This window comes from Sphingomonas sp. (assembly GCF_965200135.1).
Taxonomy (GTDB): domain Bacteria; phylum Pseudomonadota; class Alphaproteobacteria; order Sphingomonadales; family Sphingomonadaceae; genus Sphingomonas.
The window spans coordinates 441,768-456,962 of record NZ_CBDATK010000006.1 but is presented as its reverse complement, the minus strand read 5'-3'; the positions used below and the strand labels follow the sequence as shown (position 1 = coordinate 456,962).

At 70.4% G+C, this 15,195-nt stretch carries 17 protein-coding genes; 6 read left to right on the top strand and 11 right to left on the bottom strand.

Annotated elements, in window-relative coordinates:
- Nucleotides 1-153 precede the first annotated feature (153 nt).
- A complete protein-coding gene (locus ACOFKS_RS06970) occupies nucleotides 154-537 on the top strand; it encodes a BLUF domain-containing protein (RefSeq protein ID WP_419808513.1) in 384 nt (127 codons plus the stop codon).
- Here ACOFKS_RS06970 and ACOFKS_RS06965 read toward each other — a convergent pair.
- From ACOFKS_RS06965 to ACOFKS_RS06955, 3 genes are read right to left on the bottom strand one after another with little or no spacing between them, the layout of a single operon-like run.
- On the bottom strand, nucleotides 527-778 hold the full coding sequence (locus ACOFKS_RS06965; RefSeq protein WP_419808512.1) for a hypothetical protein: 252 nt from the start codon (nucleotides 776-778) through the stop codon (nucleotides 527-529). The two genes, ACOFKS_RS06970 and ACOFKS_RS06965, sit on opposite strands and share 11 nt — an antisense overlap.
- A 15-nt stretch (nucleotides 779-793) precedes the next feature.
- Nucleotides 794-1,096: a TMEM175 family protein gene (locus ACOFKS_RS06960; RefSeq protein ID WP_419808511.1), complete on the bottom strand. Its 303-nt coding sequence runs from the start codon at nucleotides 1,094-1,096 to the stop codon at nucleotides 794-796.
- Between the two features lie 52 nt (nucleotides 1,097-1,148).
- A complete protein-coding gene (locus ACOFKS_RS06955; RefSeq protein WP_419808510.1) occupies nucleotides 1,149-1,775 on the bottom strand; it encodes a YceI family protein in 627 nt (208 codons plus the stop codon).
- A 72-nt stretch (nucleotides 1,776-1,847) separates the two neighbouring features.
- Between ACOFKS_RS06955 and ACOFKS_RS06950 the strand changes: the two genes are divergently transcribed.
- Complete coding sequence (locus ACOFKS_RS06950; protein WP_419808509.1) at nucleotides 1,848-2,573, top strand: SIMPL domain-containing protein; 726 nt, start codon at nucleotides 1,848-1,850, stop codon at nucleotides 2,571-2,573.
- Between the two features lie 95 nt (nucleotides 2,574-2,668).
- On the opposite strand, the gene ilvC is transcribed toward ACOFKS_RS06950, so the two are convergent.
- From ilvC to miaA, 4 genes are all read right to left on the bottom strand, one after another.
- Entirely contained in the window at nucleotides 2,669-3,688 is a 1,020-nt protein-coding gene (ilvC, locus tag ACOFKS_RS06945) for a ketol-acid reductoisomerase (RefSeq protein WP_419808508.1), read from the bottom strand.
- Between the two features lie 113 nt (nucleotides 3,689-3,801).
- Nucleotides 3,802-4,317, bottom strand: a complete 516-nt coding sequence (gene ilvN, locus ACOFKS_RS06940) for an acetolactate synthase small subunit (protein ID WP_419808507.1) — start codon at nucleotides 4,315-4,317, stop codon at nucleotides 3,802-3,804.
- Nucleotides 4,317-6,080 carry an acetolactate synthase 3 large subunit gene (locus ACOFKS_RS06935; RefSeq protein ID WP_419808506.1) on the bottom strand — a complete coding sequence of 588 codons (1,764 nt, stop codon included), beginning with the start codon at nucleotides 6,078-6,080 and terminating at the stop codon, nucleotides 4,317-4,319. Before ACOFKS_RS06935 ends, ilvN begins: the two co-directional genes overlap by 1 nt.
- Before the next feature lie 265 nt (nucleotides 6,081-6,345).
- A complete protein-coding gene (miaA, locus tag ACOFKS_RS06930; RefSeq protein ID WP_419808505.1) occupies nucleotides 6,346-7,299 on the bottom strand; it encodes a tRNA (adenosine(37)-N6)-dimethylallyltransferase MiaA in 954 nt (317 codons plus the stop codon).
- Nucleotides 7,300-7,396: 97 nt separating this feature from the next.
- On the opposite strand from miaA, the gene serB reads away from it, so the two are divergent.
- The gene (gene serB, locus ACOFKS_RS06925; protein WP_419808504.1) at nucleotides 7,397-8,335 is read left to right on the top strand and encodes a phosphoserine phosphatase SerB; all 939 of its coding nucleotides are present in this window, start codon (nucleotides 7,397-7,399) and stop codon (nucleotides 8,333-8,335) included.
- 102 nt (nucleotides 8,336-8,437) lie between these two features.
- On the opposite strand, the gene ACOFKS_RS06920 is transcribed toward serB, so the two are convergent.
- Nucleotides 8,438-9,409, bottom strand: coding sequence for an SPOR domain-containing protein (locus tag ACOFKS_RS06920; protein WP_419808503.1), 972 nt, complete (start codon nucleotides 9,407-9,409; stop codon nucleotides 8,438-8,440).
- Between the two features lie 168 nt (nucleotides 9,410-9,577).
- Between ACOFKS_RS06920 and ACOFKS_RS06915 the strand changes: the two genes are divergently transcribed.
- Genes ACOFKS_RS06915 through ACOFKS_RS06905 form a run of 3 tightly spaced genes read left to right on the top strand, consistent with a single transcriptional unit; the run spans nucleotide 9,578 to nucleotide 12,152 of the window.
- Entirely contained in the window at nucleotides 9,578-10,291 is a 714-nt protein-coding gene (locus ACOFKS_RS06915) for an AAA family ATPase (RefSeq protein WP_419808502.1), read from the top strand.
- Nucleotides 10,291-10,860, top strand: coding sequence for a hypothetical protein (locus ACOFKS_RS06910; RefSeq protein ID WP_419808501.1), 570 nt, complete (start codon nucleotides 10,291-10,293; stop codon nucleotides 10,858-10,860). Before ACOFKS_RS06915 ends, ACOFKS_RS06910 begins: the two co-directional genes overlap by 1 nt.
- Nucleotides 10,857-12,152 carry a tetratricopeptide repeat protein gene (locus ACOFKS_RS06905; protein WP_419808500.1) on the top strand — a complete coding sequence of 432 codons (1,296 nt, stop codon included), beginning with the start codon at nucleotides 10,857-10,859 and terminating at the stop codon, nucleotides 12,150-12,152. The genes ACOFKS_RS06910 and ACOFKS_RS06905 overlap by 4 nt, the downstream gene beginning before the upstream one ends.
- Before the next feature lie 201 nt (nucleotides 12,153-12,353).
- On the opposite strand, the gene ACOFKS_RS06900 is transcribed toward ACOFKS_RS06905, so the two are convergent.
- The 3 genes from ACOFKS_RS06900 to ACOFKS_RS06890 are packed head-to-tail and all read right to left on the bottom strand — an operon-like array spanning nucleotide 12,354 to nucleotide 15,164.
- On the bottom strand, nucleotides 12,354-13,580 hold the full coding sequence (locus ACOFKS_RS06900) for a dihydroorotase (RefSeq protein ID WP_419808722.1): 1,227 nt from the start codon (nucleotides 13,578-13,580) through the stop codon (nucleotides 12,354-12,356).
- Between the two features lie 11 nt (nucleotides 13,581-13,591).
- Nucleotides 13,592-14,557 (bottom strand): aspartate carbamoyltransferase catalytic subunit, encoded by a 966-nt coding sequence (locus ACOFKS_RS06895; protein ID WP_419808499.1) that lies wholly within the window; start codon nucleotides 14,555-14,557, stop codon nucleotides 13,592-13,594.
- A 40-nt stretch (nucleotides 14,558-14,597) separates the two neighbouring features.
- Nucleotides 14,598-15,164 carry a hypothetical protein gene (locus ACOFKS_RS06890; RefSeq protein WP_419808498.1) on the bottom strand — a complete coding sequence of 189 codons (567 nt, stop codon included), beginning with the start codon at nucleotides 15,162-15,164 and terminating at the stop codon, nucleotides 14,598-14,600.
- Nucleotides 15,165-15,195 lie beyond the last annotated feature (31 nt).

The window sequence follows — 15,195 nt, the reverse complement described above, 5'->3', positions numbered from 1 at the left end:
CTAAGGGCGCGTAAGTCGTAGCGCGAGGAGCGGCAAGCTGGTCACCCAGCGATCATGGCAAAGTGCCGGCACCCTGTCCAGCCGGTGTTCAGCCGGCCGGGGCGATTGACCGAGATCATACGCCGCCTGGGTATTCTGCGGTAAGAATGGAGTATGCGTCAGATCATCTATGCCAGTACCGCCAACGCGACCTCCGCCGCCAACCTGGCGCCCGAGATCCTGCGCGGCGCACGGGCGATCAATGGCATCAGCGGAATAACGGGGTTGCTCTGCGCGACCGGCGACCGCTTCATGCAGTTGCTCGAAGGGCCGGAAGACAGCGTCGCATCGGCGATGGAGCGGATCGCGGCGGACTCGCGTCACCGCGACATCGACGTGATGATCGACCGCGACATCGCGGGCCGCGCCTTCGGTGACTGGAGTATGGCGTATCGCGAGAAAGGGCTGCCCGCCGAGGCGCTGGCGGAGCGGATTGCGGTCTCGCTGGTCGATGCGTCGCCCGAGATCGCGGAGCGGTTCCGCGCCTTTATCGGCTAGGACCGAACCAGCGATCGATGCCGCTCGCGGGCAGAAACCAGAAGATCGCCACCAGTCCCGCCGCGGCGATCCCGAACCACGGCAACACCGCCGTCAGCGCCGCCCCGGCGGCGTACAGCCCGACCGCGAACCAGCCCTTGCGCGTGCTCGACCCGTAATAGGCCAGCGCGGCGGGATCGCGGCGGCCGGTCCGCTCGATCGTCTTCTGCAGCCATGTATAGGCGACGGCGGGAAGCAGCATGGTCGCGAGGTAGACCTATGTCGCCGCCCGGCTGAAATGATGTTCGCCCAGATAGCTGGTCGAGAACGGCACCAGGCTGAGCGCGAACAGCAGCAGGATGTTCGACCACAACAGCGCGTTGGTTACGTGCCGCGCGTGGCCAAACAGTCGATGGTGGTTGACCCAATGGATCGCGACATAAGCGTAGGAGAGGACGTAGGCGAGGAAGACCGGCCACAGCGTCCACAGCCGGTCCATCCCCTCGGCGACTGGCGGGTGCAGTTCCAGCACCATGATCGTGACGATGATCGCGATCACGCCGTCGGAGGACGCCTCCACCCCGCCGACGCCGGGGCGGCCCTCCTCGCCCGGCTCGCTCGCGCCGGCCGGCTCACTGCTTCATGAAGCCGGCCGCGATGTCCAGTTTCACCGCGTCCGACACGATCGGCACGGCAAAGCCCAGCCCGAACTCCGACCGGCGGATCGTGGCGGTGGCGTGGAAGCCGACATTGGCCTTGCCGCCCATCTGCGCGGGCGCGGTGCCGGCGCCGTAGAACTCGGCGGCGAGCGTGACCGGCCTGGTCACGCCGTTGAGCGTGAGGTCGCCCGTGACCGTCGCCTTTTGCCCGGCGACGACGACGCGGGTCGACACGAAGCGCGCGGTCATGTCGGCACCGAAGAAGTCGGGCTTGCCGCCGCTCGCGGCCGGGCGGGTGAGGTGCGCGGTCAGGCCGCTGGACGCGGTGGTGACCTTGCTGACCGGGATGGTGACGTCGACCTTGGTGGCGGCGAGGTTGCGCGGATCGAGCGTCAGCGTGCCCGTCACGTCGCCGAAGATGCCGGTGTAGGGCGTGAAGCCCATATGATCGACCGTCCAGGTCACCAGCGTGTGGTTGGGATCGGCGGCGTAGGTGCCGGCGGTGACGGCGGCGGGGTTGCGGCTGCCCGGCGGGGTGGTGGGCATCTGCGCCAGCAAGGGCGCGGCGAGCAGCAGAGCGGCGAGCGAGACGATACGCATCTGGCGAGTACTCCGGTGGTTCTTTCGATCCGACAGTGGCATGATCGTCGCGGGAACGGAAGGATATCGACGATGATGGCGAGATCGATGGTCGCGGGCGCGATGGTGCTGGCGCTGACCGGGTGTGGCGGCGGCCGGCCCTATCCAAACGGGCTGGAGCGCGGCGAGACGCTGTTGAGCGTGTCGGGGACGGGCCGTGCGGAGGCGCGTCCGGATCAGGCGATCTTTACCGCCGGGCTGGAGAATGTCGGCGCGAACGCGGCGGCGGCGAGCACGCGGGCGAACGAGGCGGTGGCGCGGATCGTCGCGGCGCTGAAGCCGCTGGGGATCGAGGAAAAAGACATCCAGACCAGCTCGCTGTCGATCAGCCGGATCGACTATGGCCGCGACCGGGGCAAGTTCCAGGCGTCGAACCAGGTGACGGTCAAGGTCCGCAAGGTCGATCAGGCGGGCGCGGCGATCGCGGCGGCGACGCAGGCGGGCGCGAACGTGCTCTCCGGCCCCAATCTGTCGGTCGCCGATCCGGAAGCCGCCGCACTGTCGGCGCATGGCGCGGCGTATCGCGCGGCGCGGGCGAAGGCGGATGCCTATGCCAAGGCGGCGGGGCTGAAGGTGGTGCGCGCGGTGAGCATCGCCGACGGCGGCGAAGGCCGGGCGATGCAGTCGATGCAGATGGAGCAGTACAGCGACATGGCGATGGCCCGCGCCGCGCCGCCGCCGCCCGTCGCCGCGCCGGTGCTGGCGGGAACGAACAGCCAGACGGTGAGCGTGCGCGTCGACTTCGCGCTGGCGCCGTAGTGACGCAGTGGGGAGTGGAGGACCCGCCGTCATCCCCGCTTTCGCGGGGATGACGGTCCGAGCCGGGCGTTAGGGAGCGACTACTCCCGCCCTCCTCAGTTCTTCGCCTTATCAACCAGCGCGTTCTTGCCGATCCACGGCATCATGCCGCGCAGCCGCTCGCCGACCTGCTCGATCGGGTGCGCCGCCGCGAGCTTGCGGGCCGCCTTCAGTTCCGGCTGCCCCGCGCGGTTGTCGAGGACGAAGTTCTTGACGAACCGACCGCCCTGGATGTCGGCGAGCACGCGCTTCATCTCCGCCTTGGTCTCGGCCGTGATGATGCGCGGGCCGGTGGTGATGTCGCCATATTCGGCGGTGTTGCTGATCGAATAGCGCATGTTGGCGATGCCGCCCTCGTACATCAGGTCGACGATCAGCTTCACCTCGTGCAGGCACTCGAAATACGCCATCTCCGGCGCGTAACCGGCTTCGGTCAGCGTCTCGAACCCGGCCTGGATGAGGTGGGTCAGCCCGCCGCACAGCACCGCCTGCTCGCCGAACAGGTCGGTCTCGCATTCCTCGCGGAAGTTGGTCTCGATGATCCCCGAGCGCCCGCCACCGACGCCGCTCGCATAGGCCAGCGCCACGTCGTGCGCGTTGCCGCTGGCGTCCTGATGCACCGCGACCAGACAGGGCACGCCGCCGCCGCGGACATATTCGGAGCGCACGGTGTGGCCCGGCCCCTTGGGCGCGATCATGATGACGTCCAGGTCCGCGCGCGGCTCGATCAACCCGAAATGCACGTTGAGCCCGTGCGCGAAGGCGAGCGCCGCGCCCGGCTTCATGTTGTCTTTGAGGTCCGCGTCCCAGATCGCGGCCTGATGCTCGTCGGGGGCGAGGACCATCACCAGATCGGCCCATTTCGCCGCCTCGGCGTTGCTCATCACCTGAAACCCGGCGTCGCTCGCCTTCTTCGCGGTGGCGGAGCCGGACCGCAGCGCGACGGCCACCTCCTTGACGCCGCCATCGCGCAGGTTCTGGGCGTGGGCGTGGCCTTGGGAGCCGTAGCCGACGATGGCGATCTTCTTGCCCGTCAGCAGGTTCAGGTCGGCGTCGGCGTCGTAGTAAACTCGCATTGTGTTTCCTTTCGTCATCCCGGCCTTGAGCCGGGATCCCGCTGTCTTCCCGCCGTCGAAAAGAAGCGGGACCCCGGATCAAGTCCGGGGTGACGGGTGTGGTTGATGTTGAATCAAACCGCGCTGCTTCCCCGCGCGATGGCGACGATGCCGGTGCGGGCGACCTCGACCAGCCCGACCTGCGCCATCAGCGCCACGAACGTGTCGATCTTGTCGCGCCCGCCGGTCACCTCGAACACGAAGCTGCCGGTGGTCGCGTCCAGCACGCGGGCGCGATAGATGTCGGCCAGCCGCAGCGCCTCGATACGGTGGTCGCCGGTGCCCGCGACCTTGACCAGCGCCAGCTCGCGCTCGACGTGCGGGCCGAGCGCGGTCAGGTCGGTGACCGAGTGGACGGGCACCAGCCGGTCGAGCTGGGCGATGATCTGCTCCATCGTCGCGGCACTCGCGGCGGTGACGATCGTCAGGCGCGACACCGCCTTGTCGGCGGTGACGTCGCTGACCGTCAGGCTCTCGATATTGTAGCCGCGCGCGGTGAACAGCCCCGCGACCCGCGCGAGGATGCCGGGTTCGTTGTCGACGAGGACGCTGAGCGTGTGGCGGTCCGCCGCCTCTTCCCTGATGTGCATCAGACCAGCGCTTTCGCTTCGTCGTCCATCTCGCCCGACACTTCGTTCGCCTGAAGGATCATGTCGGTGTGCGCGGCGCCCGACGGGATCATCGGGAAGCAGTTGGCGAGCTTGGCGACGCGGCAGTCGACCATCACCGGGCCGTCATGCGCCAGCATCGCGGCGATGCCATCGTCGAGGTCGCCCGGCGCGTCGATGCGGATGCCCTTCCAGCCATAGGCTTCGGCCAGCTTGACGAAATCGGGCAGGCTCTCCGAATAGCTCTCGGCATAGCGCGACGAATAGGTCAGCTCCTGCCACTGACGCACCATCCCCATATATTCGTTGTTGAGGATGAAGACCTTGACCGGCAGCCGGTATTGCGACGCGGTCGCCAGCTCCTGGATATTCATCTGGATCGACGCCTCGCCGGCGATGTCGATCACCAGCGCGGTCGGGTTGCCCAGCTGCGCGCCGATCGCGGCGGGAAGGCCATAGCCCATCGTCCCGAGGCCGCCCGACGTCAGCCATTTGTTGGGCAGCTCGAAGCCGAAATGCTGCGCCGCCCACATCTGATGCTGGCCGACCTCGGTGGTGATGATCGGATCGCGCGCGTGCGTCGCCTCCCACAGCGCGCGGACGGCGCGCTGCGGCATGATCTCGCCCTGGAAGGAGTTGGGCCCGTCCTCGGGGAAATCGAGACACTTCTTCGCGCGCCAGCCCGCGATCCGCTGCCACCATTCCGCCGTGTCGGGCCTGGGATGCTGGCGCGCCTTCCAGACGCGGACCATGTCCTCCAGCGCGTGGCCGGCATCGGCGATGATCGCGAGGTCGACGCGCACGGTCTTGTTCACGCTCGACCGGTCGATGTCGATATGGACCTTGCGGCTGTTGGGGCTGAACGCGTCGAGCCGCCCGGTCACGCGGTCGTCGAAGCGCGAGCCGATCGCGAGCACCAGGTCGGCCTGGTTCATCGCCATGTTCGCCTCATACGTCCCGTGCATCCCGAGCATCCCCAGGAATGCGTCGTGGCTGGCGGGAAAACAGCCCAGGCCCATCAGCGTCGAGGTGACGGGCGCGCCGCTGATCCGCTGCAACTCGCGCAGCAGCTGCGACGCGGCGGGACCGGCGTTGATGATGCCGCCGCCGGTATAGAGGATCGGGCGCTCGGCGGCCGCGAGCATGTCCACCACCGCCTCGATCCCCTTGGGATCGGCCTTGAGCGCGGGGCGATAGCTCTTGTGCCGCACCTGGCCCGGCTTGCGATATCGCGCGGTGGCGACCTGGACGTCCTTGGGGATGTCGACGACGACCGGGCCGGGGCGACCGGAGGTGGCGATGTGGAACGCCTCGTGGATCACGTCGCCCAGCAGCGCCGGGTCCTTCACCAGATAATTGTGCTTGGTGCAGTGGCGCGTGATGCCGACGGTGTCCGCCTCCTGAAAGGCATCGGTGCCGATCAGCGCGGTCGGCACCTGGCCGGTGATGACCACCATCGGGATCGAATCGAGCAGCGCGTCGGTGATGCCGGTGACCGCGTTGGTGGCGCCGGGGCCGGAGGTGACGAGCACGACGCCGGGCTTGCCGGTCGAGCGGGCATAGCCCTCCGCGGCGTGGGTCGCGGCCTGTTCGTGGCGGACGAGGATGTGCCTGATCCGCTTCTGCCGGAACAGCGCGTCGTAGATCGGCAGCACGGCACCGCCGGGATAGCCGAAGACATAGTCCACGCCGAGGTCGACGAGCGCCTGGACGAGGATGTCCGCACCGGGTTGTTCGTTGGTCATGTCATCCGCCTGTCGAGACGGGCGCCGCTACGGACAGAAAACATCATAGTCAACTCCAATCAGCGCAACTTTATTACTCGAGACGCGTCTGCGTAAGACAATAAAAAAGCCGCCCGGAGGACGGGCGGCCTATGGGCGCTCGCATCTCCGGACAGCGGATCAGGGGGTAATGGTAAGTACCGATACGCGACGCACGACGACGCGCAGCGCGGCAGGGCCGGCAAGCTGCGCGAGGAGGGGCGTCGCGGTGGACATGGTCACGACGCTATGCCGCCGGCCGGGCGCAGTCAAGCCGCTCCCCCAGCGCCGCGACCGCCTCGGCCGTCGCCGCGTCGTCCCCGATCGGCGCCGTCCAGTGGGCCCAGTCGGGCGGCGGCTGATGCCGGAACCAGGTGAACTGCCGCTTGGCATAGCGTCGCGTGGCGAGGTCGAGCGCCGCGACCGTCGCAGGGTCGTCGGCCTCGCCTCGCACCAGCCGTGTCATCTCCGGCACGCCGATCGCGCGCCGGACGGGCGCATCGGCGGGCAGGTCCGGCCGCGCCGTCAACGCCGCCACCTCCGCCAGACCGTCGCGCACGATCGCGCCTGCACGCCGCGCGATCCGTGCGTCGAGCCAGTCGCGCGGCGGGAGCAGGATGGTCGCGTGCAGCGCCACCTCGTCGCCGATACCGCCGGTGCGCGCCCCCTGCCAGTGCGCGAGCGGGCGGCCGGTCGACCGCACGACCTCCAGCGCGCGGTGGACGCGCGTCGTATCGTTGGCATGGAGCCGCGCCGCCGCCTCTGGATCGGCCTCGACCAGCAGCGCGTGCGCCGCCGCGACCGGCAGCGCGCGGACGGCGGCGCGGACGGTGGGGTCGATCGCGGGCACCGGCGCGATGCCGTCGATCAGCGTGCGGAGATAGAGGCCGGTGCCGCCGACCAGGATCGGCAGCTTGCCGGCCGCATGGGTGTCGGCGACGACTATCCGCGCCTCCGCCGCCCAGCGTGCGGCCGAATAGCCGGTGTCGGCGGCGTCGACATGGCCGAACAGCCGGTGCGGCGCGCGCGCTTCCTCGGCGGGGGAGGGGCGGGCGGTGACGACGCGGAGGTCGCGATAGACCTGCGCGCTGTCGGCGTTGACGACGACGCCGTCGTTGCGCTCGGCGACCGCGACCGCCAAGGCCGACTTGCCGCTCGCGGTTGGGCCGGCGATGACGACGAGGGGAGGGCGCGTGTCCACGCGGCCCTCTTACCGTTCGCCCTGAGCTTGTCGAAGTGCGCGCTACGCTCGATAGGGCGGGACGGCCTTCGACAAGCTCAGGCCGAACGGAGAGCATGTGTTCGTTGTTACATTAATTGCAGAGGATGCTCTGACAGACTCCGTAACGTCGGAAGTCACGCATCAGTTCATGGTGGATTGGACCGCTGGTACGGTGGTAGCCGCCGAATGGATTGACGAAGGTTGTGCGTTCGATCTCAGCTTTAGACCCGCTGACGATTTCAGACCTGAGGATTGTGCGCATCTGGCTCAAGGCTTGGCTGGCCTAGCTCGCAATATAGCTTCGGTTTCAGATTGTCAGGACTTGAAGTTGGACGTCGTGATTCAGCCGATCGAGGGGCGCGAGAAGCGGCTGCTCGTCGCCGACATGGATTCCACGATGATCCAGTGCGAGTGCATCGACGAGCTCGCCGACTATGCTGGGCTGAAGCCGCAGATCGCCGCGATTACCGAGGCGGCGATGCGGGGCGAGCTGGATTTCGAGGCTGCGCTCGATGCGCGCGTGGCGCTGCTGGCGGGGCTGGACGCGGCGGTGATCGACCGTTGTCTCGCGGAGCGGGTGCGGCTGATGCCGGGCGCGCGCACGCTGGTGCGGACGATGCGCGCGCGCGGTGCCAGGTGCGTGCTGGTGTCGGGCGGCTTCACGCGCTTCGCCGAGCCGGTGGCGCGCGAGATCGGGTTCGACCGCGCGATCGCCAACGAGCTGCTGATCGCCGACGATCGGCTGACCGGCGAAGTCGCCAAACCGATCGTCGGGGCGGAAACGAAGCTGGCGACGCTGCGGGCGGAGGCGGTGGCGCTCGGGATCGACGCGGCGGCGACGCTGGCGGTGGGGGACGGGGCCAACGACCTGCCGATGATCCGCGCGGCGGGGCTGGGGGTGGCGTTCCGGGCCAAGCCGGTGGTCGCGGCTGCGGCGGCGGCGCGGGTGGAGCATGGCGACCTGACCGCGCTGTTGTGGGCGCAGGGAATCGCGCGGCGGGACTGGGTCGCCTGAGATACGGCGGCGAGCGCGGGGGCTGCCGGGAGCGATCCGCTGGTGGCGCGCGCCCTCCGTCACGCGGCTACGCCGCGCGCCACCTCCCCGTGCCGGGGAGGATTAGGGCGCCACGACCGAGCAGGCCGTGCCCGCGCGTCGGCACGCGCTCTGCGCGGCGGCGCGGTCGGCGAAGCCGGTCGCCTGCAGCCGCGTGAACCCGCCGCCCGCCACATAGGCTGGTGTGCCGCCGCCGAGCTTGCCGCGAACGCGCGCCCATAGCGCCTCCGCATTGCCGCGGTCGCGAAAGGCGCCGAGCTGCACCTTCCACTTGCCGCCCCGCGAAGGTTGGGCAGGCGCGGGACGAGCGGCGACCGCGACCGGACGGGTCGTCGGCTTCGGCCGCGCGGTGGCGACGGGTGGCGGCGGCGATGCGGCGGGGGCGACCGGCGCCCGCGCCGCTTCCTCCGTCACCCGTAGCGGTCGCGGTGCCGTCGCCGGGCGTCCCTGTGCGGTGATCGCGATCTGTTGCGCCAGGGCGGTGCCGCGCTCGCGGTCAGGGCCGGTGATGAACGGGTCCATCTGCGCCAGCGTCTCGCGCGCCGACTGCAACCCGTCGCTGCCCGGAAGGCCGTTGGCGGGGGGTCTGGCCGCCGCCGCGCGCGACATCAGCGCATAGGCGCGGGGATAGTCGCGCCCGACGCCGTCGCCGTTGAACAGCATCGTGCCATAGACCAGCTCGGCGCGCGGCTCGTCGCGCGCGACCGACTGTTCCAGCCAGCGCACCGCCTCGGCCTTGCGTCCCGACTGGAACAGCGCCAGCCCGTAATTGTCCTGCGCCTGCTCGTGGCCCTGCAACGCCGCCTTGCGGAACCAGCTCTCCGCCATCTGCGGATCGACGGGCACGCCGCGCCCGAGCTTGTATGCCTGGCCGAGGTTGAACTGCGCGTCCGCGTCGCCGGCCACCGCCGGCGCGCGCCATTCCTCCACCGCCTGGCGATAGTCGCCGCGCGTCCAGGCATCGACGCCGGCCTTGACGTCGGCCAGCGCGGGCGCGGCGAGGAGGAGAGAGGCGGCGAGGATCGCGAGGCGCATGTCGTGGTTCCCTGTCAGTCACGCGAACATGCGGCCGGACCGGTTAAGAAGGCAACACTCCACCTTCCGGCCTTGGCCAGGGCGCGCTCGACGGGCCGACCGTTAACCGTTCTTTAGCTCTGCGCGTGCGACGTCGGCCTCTACTACCAACAGGGGTTTGACGAGCACATGCGCGTTCTCGCGATGGCATCTCAAAAGGGCGGATCCGGCAAGACGACCTTGTCCGGGCATCTCGCCGTCCAGGCTCATCTGGCGGGCAACGGCCCCGTCGTGCTGATCGACATCGATCCGCAGGGGTCGCTCGCCGACTGGTGGAACGAGCGCGAGTGCGATCAGCCCGCCTTCGCGCAGACCACGGTCGCGCGGCTGGCGGCCGATCTCGAGTCGCTGCGCCAACAGGGCTTCAAGCTGGCGATGATCGACACGCCGCCCGCGATCACCGTCGCGATCCAGAGCGTCATCCAGGTCGCCGAGCTGATCGTGGTGCCGACGCGCCCGTCGCCGCACGATCTGCGCGCGGTCGGTGCTACCGTCGACCTGTGCGACCGCGCGGGCAAGCCGCTGATTTTCGTCGTCAACGCGGCGACGCCCAAGGCGCGGATCACGTCGGAGGCCGCCGTCGCGCTGTCGCAGCACGGCACCGTCGCGCCGGTGACGCTCCACCAGCGCACCGATTACGCCGCGTCGATGATCGACGGCCGCACCGTCATGGAAGTCGATCCGAACGGCAAGTCCGCCGCCGAGGTCCAGGCGCTGTGGGCCTATATCTCCGACCGACTGGAAAAGAACTTCCGTCGCACCGTGTTTTCGGTGCCGCAGGCGGGGCAGAGCCTCGGCCAGCGGCCGCAGGCGGGCGGCTTCGGCCGTCGGGTGGTCGGCTGATGTTGAGCCCGAAGCCATTCGCCTCGCTCTCGGGCGGGCTGCTCGCACGCAAGGGCGCGGCGCGGCCGGCAATGCGGCCGCAGGGGTTCGCCAGCCTGGCGCCGACGGCGCAGCAGCTGGAGGATCTCGGCTGGAACGACATGGGCTCGGATGCCGGTGCCGAGCCGGTGCCGTTGACCATGGTCGCGCCCGTCGCTGCCGATGCGGAGGTCGAGAAGCCGCCGGTACTGGTCGTCCGTGAGGCGCTCGCCGAGGCGGTCGCCGCGCCGGTGCCCGATACCGGTAAAGCCGAGGACGAAGCACCCCGCGCGGTCCACGCCGTCTCGGTCGCGACCGCCACCCGCCTCAGCCGCGAGACGGCGCACAAGGGGCGTGCCGCCTTTACGCTGCGGCTCGATGCGGAAAGTCACCTGCGGCTGCGGCTCGCCAGCGCGCTCGCCAACCGGTCGGCGCAGCAGCTGGTCGCGCAGGCGCTCGCCCGGTTCCTGGTCACCATGCCGGAGGTCGATGCGCTCGCCGCGCAGCTGCCGCCGCAAACGCTCAAGGCTTCGAAGGGGAAGCGTCGATGAAGACCTCCAAGCTCGCACTGATCGGGCTCGCCTATGGCGGCATCTTCGTGCTCGGGGCCGCCGAGGCACCGCGCACCGCCGCGACCCCGCAGATCAAGGCCGCCGCCAAACAGGCGGGAGAGGCGTCGCGCGCGCTGAACCGCCGCGATGCGGTGAGCGCGATCGACGCGGCGGAGCAGGCGGTGGCGCTGGCGCCGCGCGTCGTCGCCTATCGGCTGCTGCTGGGGCAAAGCTATCTTCAGGCGGGCCGCTTCACGTCAGCATCGCAGGCGTTCGCCGACGTGCTGGCGCTCGATGGCGGCAACGGTAAAGCGGCGCTCAATCTGGCGCTGACGCAGGTCGGGTCGGGCGACTGGCAGGCGGCGCGGGCCACGCTGGCGGCGCATGCGGACACGATCCCGGCGAGCGATCGCGGGCTGGCGCTGGCGCTGGCGGGGGACACGCAGGGTGCGGTGGACCTGCTGACGGCGGTGGTCCGCTCACCGGCGGCGACGCCCAAGGCGCGGCAGAACCTGGCGCTGTCCTATGCGCTCGGCGGTCAGTGGCAGGCGGCGCGCGTGGTCGCGGCGGTCGACATGTCGCCGGCCGACGTCGATGCGCGGATGCAGGAATGGGCCGCGTTCGCGCAGCCCGCCGCCGCCTCCGATCAGGTCGCGAGCATGCTCGGCGTGCGCGCCGTGGCGGACGCGGGCCAGCCGGCCGCGCTGGCGCTGAACGCGCCGACGCCGACGGTCCCGCCGGTCGCCGTAGCGGCGGTCGAGCCCGCTCCCGTGCCGGTGGAGGTCGCCGCCGCACCGGTCGTCGAAGCGCCAGCACCGGCGCCGCAGACGGTGGCGCAGGTGACCTTCGGGCCGCGTCGTGAGGTGGTGCAGTCGCTGCCCGCACCGCTGCTGGCGAGCGAGGCCGGGCCGGTCAAGGTCGCGCTTCAGGCGGGTTTCTCGGGGGTCCGCGCGGGCACGCTCCGCGCGGTTCGGCCGGCACCGCGTGCGGCGTCGGGTCAGTTCTTCGTCCAGCTCGGCGCCTTCGACAATGCGGGAGTCGCCAAGGACGCCTGGGGTCGCATAAAGCGTCGCCATGCCGCGTTCGCCGGGCACATGCCGCAGGGAATGAACTTCCGGTTGGGTCAGGCGAGCTTCTATCGCCTGTCGGTCGGCGGCTTCGCCCGCGGCGACGCCGATCGTGCCTGCCGGTCATACAAGGCACAGGGCGGCCGATGCTTCGTCCGCGCGGGCGCAGGGGATCAGGTCGCGAGCTGGGTCCGGCCCGGTGGGACACAGGTGGCGATGCGGTGATCGCAGGCGAATAGCGCAGGCTATTCGCCGCCGCGGCGATCACCCCGGCCGGCGGGTCGCATCGCGAACCCGTCCGACGACGCGGCGTTGCCGCGTCGCAGCCGCTCGACGACACAGGGTTGACGCGGAAGTTAATTCCGCGTCGTCGGACAGGCTCGGCGACGCCGACCTGCCGGCCGGTCTTGCGCATCTGCGTCGCAGCTATGCTGCGTCGTTGTGCGCGGCGACCTCCCGGCCACCCTTCCACACCCGCAACACCTTGCCCTGTACGGGCAGGCCGTCGAACGGCGTGTTGCCCCATTCGCCGGGCAGCGTGTCGGCCGCGATCCGCCACGGCGCGTCGTCGTCGAGCAGCACCAGATCGGCGGGCTTGCCGACCGCCAGCTCCCCCGCATCGACCCCCAGCACCGCCGCCGGGTTCGCCGCGAGCAGCCGGAACAGCCGCTCGATCGTGACGTGCCCGTCGCGCACCAGCGTCAGCGCGCACGCCAGCAGCGTCGCCGCGCCCGCCATCCCGGCCTCCGAGTCGGCGAACGGCAGCCGCTTCGCCTCCGGCCCCTTGGGCGCGTGACCCGAGCACAGCACGTCGACCGTCCCGTCCGCCACCGCCGCGAGGCACGCCTGCCGGTCCGCCTCGCTCCTGAGCGGCGGCGACAGGTGGGCGTAGGTGCGGAAGTCGCTGACCGCGATTTCCGACAGCAGGAGATGCGCGGGCGTGATGCCGCAGGTGACGCGGACGCCCCTGCGCTTGGCGGCGCGGACCAGGTCGAACGCGGCCGCCGTCGTCACTTGGCGCAGGTGCAGCCGCGCGCCGGTCTCCTCCGCCAGCAGCAGGTCGCGCGCCACCGCCAGCGCCTCCGCCACGGCGGGCGCGGCGGGCAGGCCGAGGCGGGTCGCGGTCTCGCCCGCGGTCGCCACCGCCTCGCCGACCAGTCCCGCATCCTCGGCATGCGCGATCACCGCCAGGTCGAGGTCGCGGGCATAGGCGAGCACGCGCGCCATCACGCCCGCGTCGGCGATCCAGCGCGCGCCCGTGCCGACCGCCCTGGCGCCGGCCGCGCGACAGCTCGCCATCTCCGCCAGCTCCTGCCCGCGCAGCCCGGTGGTGGCGGCGGCGATCGGGTGAATCCACAGATCGGGCTTGCCGATCAGCGCCAGCCGCTGGACCGGGCCGGGATCGTCGAGCACCGGCGCCTGATCGGGCATGGGTGCCACCCGGACGATCCCGCCCGCCCGGCATGCGGCGCGATCGACGCGGAAGACGCCGAGATCGACGATGGCGGGCGCGAGCAGCTTGCCGCGCGCGTCTATCGCGGTGGCATCGCCGGCTTCGACCATGCCGATCGCCGCAATCGCGCCATCGCGGACCAGCAGGCTCCCGGCGCGCACGCCGTCGGGACAGACCAGCCGCGCGTTGGTGACGAGCATCGGCGCGGCGATCACGCCCAACCCTCCACGCCGCGCGCGCGCCGCGTCAGGACATCCAGGCACGCCATCCGCACCGCGACGCCCATCGCGACCTGTTCGGTGATCGCCGACTGCGGTCCGTCCGCCACCGACGAGTCGATCTCGACCCCGCGGTTCATCGGCCCCGGATGCATCACCAGCGCGTCGGGCAGCCGCGCCATGCGCTCGGGCGTGAGGCCATAGCGGGCTCGAAATTCGCGCGGGGAGGGGATGTAGCCGCCCGCCATCCGTTCGTGCTGGACGCGCAGCATCATCACCACGTCGGCCCCCACCAGCGCGGCGTCGAAGTCGGTGAACGGCGTCACGCCCATCCGCTCGATCGCGGGCGGCATCAGCGTCGACGGCGCGCAGACCCGCACCTCGGCGGCAAGCGCGGTCAGCGCCAGGATGTTCGACCTGGCGACGCGGCTGTGGAGCAGGTCGCCGCAGATCACGACGCGCTGCCCGGCGATGCCGCCGCGCCGCCGCCGGATCGTCAGCGCGTCGAGCAGCGCCTGCGTCGGATGCTCGTGCCGCCCGTCGCCGGCGTTGAGCACCGCGCAATCGACCTTGCCCGCGATCAGCCCGACCGCGCCCGACGAGCCGTGGCGGATGACCAGCACGTCGGCGTGCATCGCGTTGAGCGTCTGCGCCGTGTCGATTAGCGTCTCGCCCTTTTTCACCGAGCTTTGCGCCGCATGCATGTTGACGACGTCCGCGCCGAGCCGCTTGCCCGCGATCTCGAAGCTCAACAGCGTCCGCGTCGAGTTCTCGAAAAAGGCGTTGATCTGCGTCAGGCCGGCCAGCTGCTTGGCGGGCGCCCGCCCGATCCATCCCTCCGCCTCGTCGAGCAGGAAGACGATCTCGTGCGGTTGCAGCCCGTCGATGCCGAGCAGATTGCGGTGCGGAAAGACGGCGCCGCCCTGGATCAACGTGGCGGGGCGGTGGTCCGATGGCATCGAAGGCGCGGGGTAGCGGGGCGTGGCGACGCGGGCAAGGTCATGCCGCCGCGATCAGGTCCACCAGATGACGGGTAGGCGAATTGCCGAACACGCGCGCCGTCGGTCGGTTCGCCATCTCGAGCAGGTCTTGCAGGTCCCACAGCAGCAGGTTCGGCGTCAGCCTGAGGAACGGCGCGTGCGTCGACCACCGGGTCCGATCACCGACGATCCGCTTGACCGCGAGCACGTGCGTGAACTCGGTCTGGCCGGTCACGGCGTGCACCCGCTGGCGGAAGGCACACGCCCAGTCGGGCTCGGTCAGCTCGCGGAAACCCGTGACCACATTGCCGCCTGCGACCGTCTGATGTGGATTGGCCGCGTCGAGACGGGCGAGGTCGCGCTCAATATTCAGTTCTTCTCGGCCGCCCTTGCAGTTTATCGCCAGCACTCGGCGCGCCCCGCTTCGCGCTGGTCTGATCGCGACGATATCGATGTCGCTGGTGGCATCGGCCTTCCAGCGACCGTCGCGAATGCTGCGCGCGTTCGAGTTCAGCGCATACGGCACGTTCTCGGCGGTAAGATACCGATCGGCCTGAACAGCGCCGCGCACGAACTCCTCGAACAAATTGATCGCCACCGAATGACGAATGCCCGAC

Coding starts and splice junctions, on each gene's coding strand:
- ACOFKS_RS06950 (WP_419808509.1), top strand. CDS start 1,848: ATGATGGCGAGATCGATGGTCGCGGGCGCGATGGTGCTGGCGCTGACC.
- ACOFKS_RS06900 (WP_419808722.1), bottom strand. CDS start 13,580: ATGCTCGTCACCAACGCGCGGCTGGTCTGTCCCGACGGCGTGCGCGCC.
- ACOFKS_RS06910 (WP_419808501.1), top strand. CDS start 10,291: ATGTTGAGCCCGAAGCCATTCGCCTCGCTCTCGGGCGGGCTGCTCGCA.
- ACOFKS_RS06970 (WP_419808513.1), top strand. CDS start 154: ATGCGTCAGATCATCTATGCCAGTACCGCCAACGCGACCTCCGCCGCC.
- ACOFKS_RS06935 (WP_419808506.1), bottom strand. CDS start 6,080: ATGACCAACGAACAACCCGGTGCGGACATCCTCGTCCAGGCGCTCGTC.
- ACOFKS_RS06920 (WP_419808503.1), bottom strand. CDS start 9,409: ATGCGCCTCGCGATCCTCGCCGCCTCTCTCCTCCTCGCCGCGCCCGCG.
- ACOFKS_RS06915 (WP_419808502.1), top strand. CDS start 9,578: ATGCGCGTTCTCGCGATGGCATCTCAAAAGGGCGGATCCGGCAAGACG.
- ACOFKS_RS06905 (WP_419808500.1), top strand. CDS start 10,857: ATGAAGACCTCCAAGCTCGCACTGATCGGGCTCGCCTATGGCGGCATC.
- ilvN (WP_419808507.1), bottom strand. CDS start 4,317: ATGCACATCAGGGAAGAGGCGGCGGACCGCCACACGCTCAGCGTCCTC.
- ACOFKS_RS06895 (WP_419808499.1), bottom strand. CDS start 14,557: ATGCCATCGGACCACCGCCCCGCCACGTTGATCCAGGGCGGCGCCGTC.
- ACOFKS_RS06955 (WP_419808510.1), bottom strand. CDS start 1,775: ATGCGTATCGTCTCGCTCGCCGCTCTGCTGCTCGCCGCGCCCTTGCTG.
- ilvC (WP_419808508.1), bottom strand. CDS start 3,688: ATGCGAGTTTACTACGACGCCGACGCCGACCTGAACCTGCTGACGGGC.
- ACOFKS_RS06965 (WP_419808512.1), bottom strand. CDS start 778: ATGCTGCTTCCCGCCGTCGCCTATACATGGCTGCAGAAGACGATCGAG.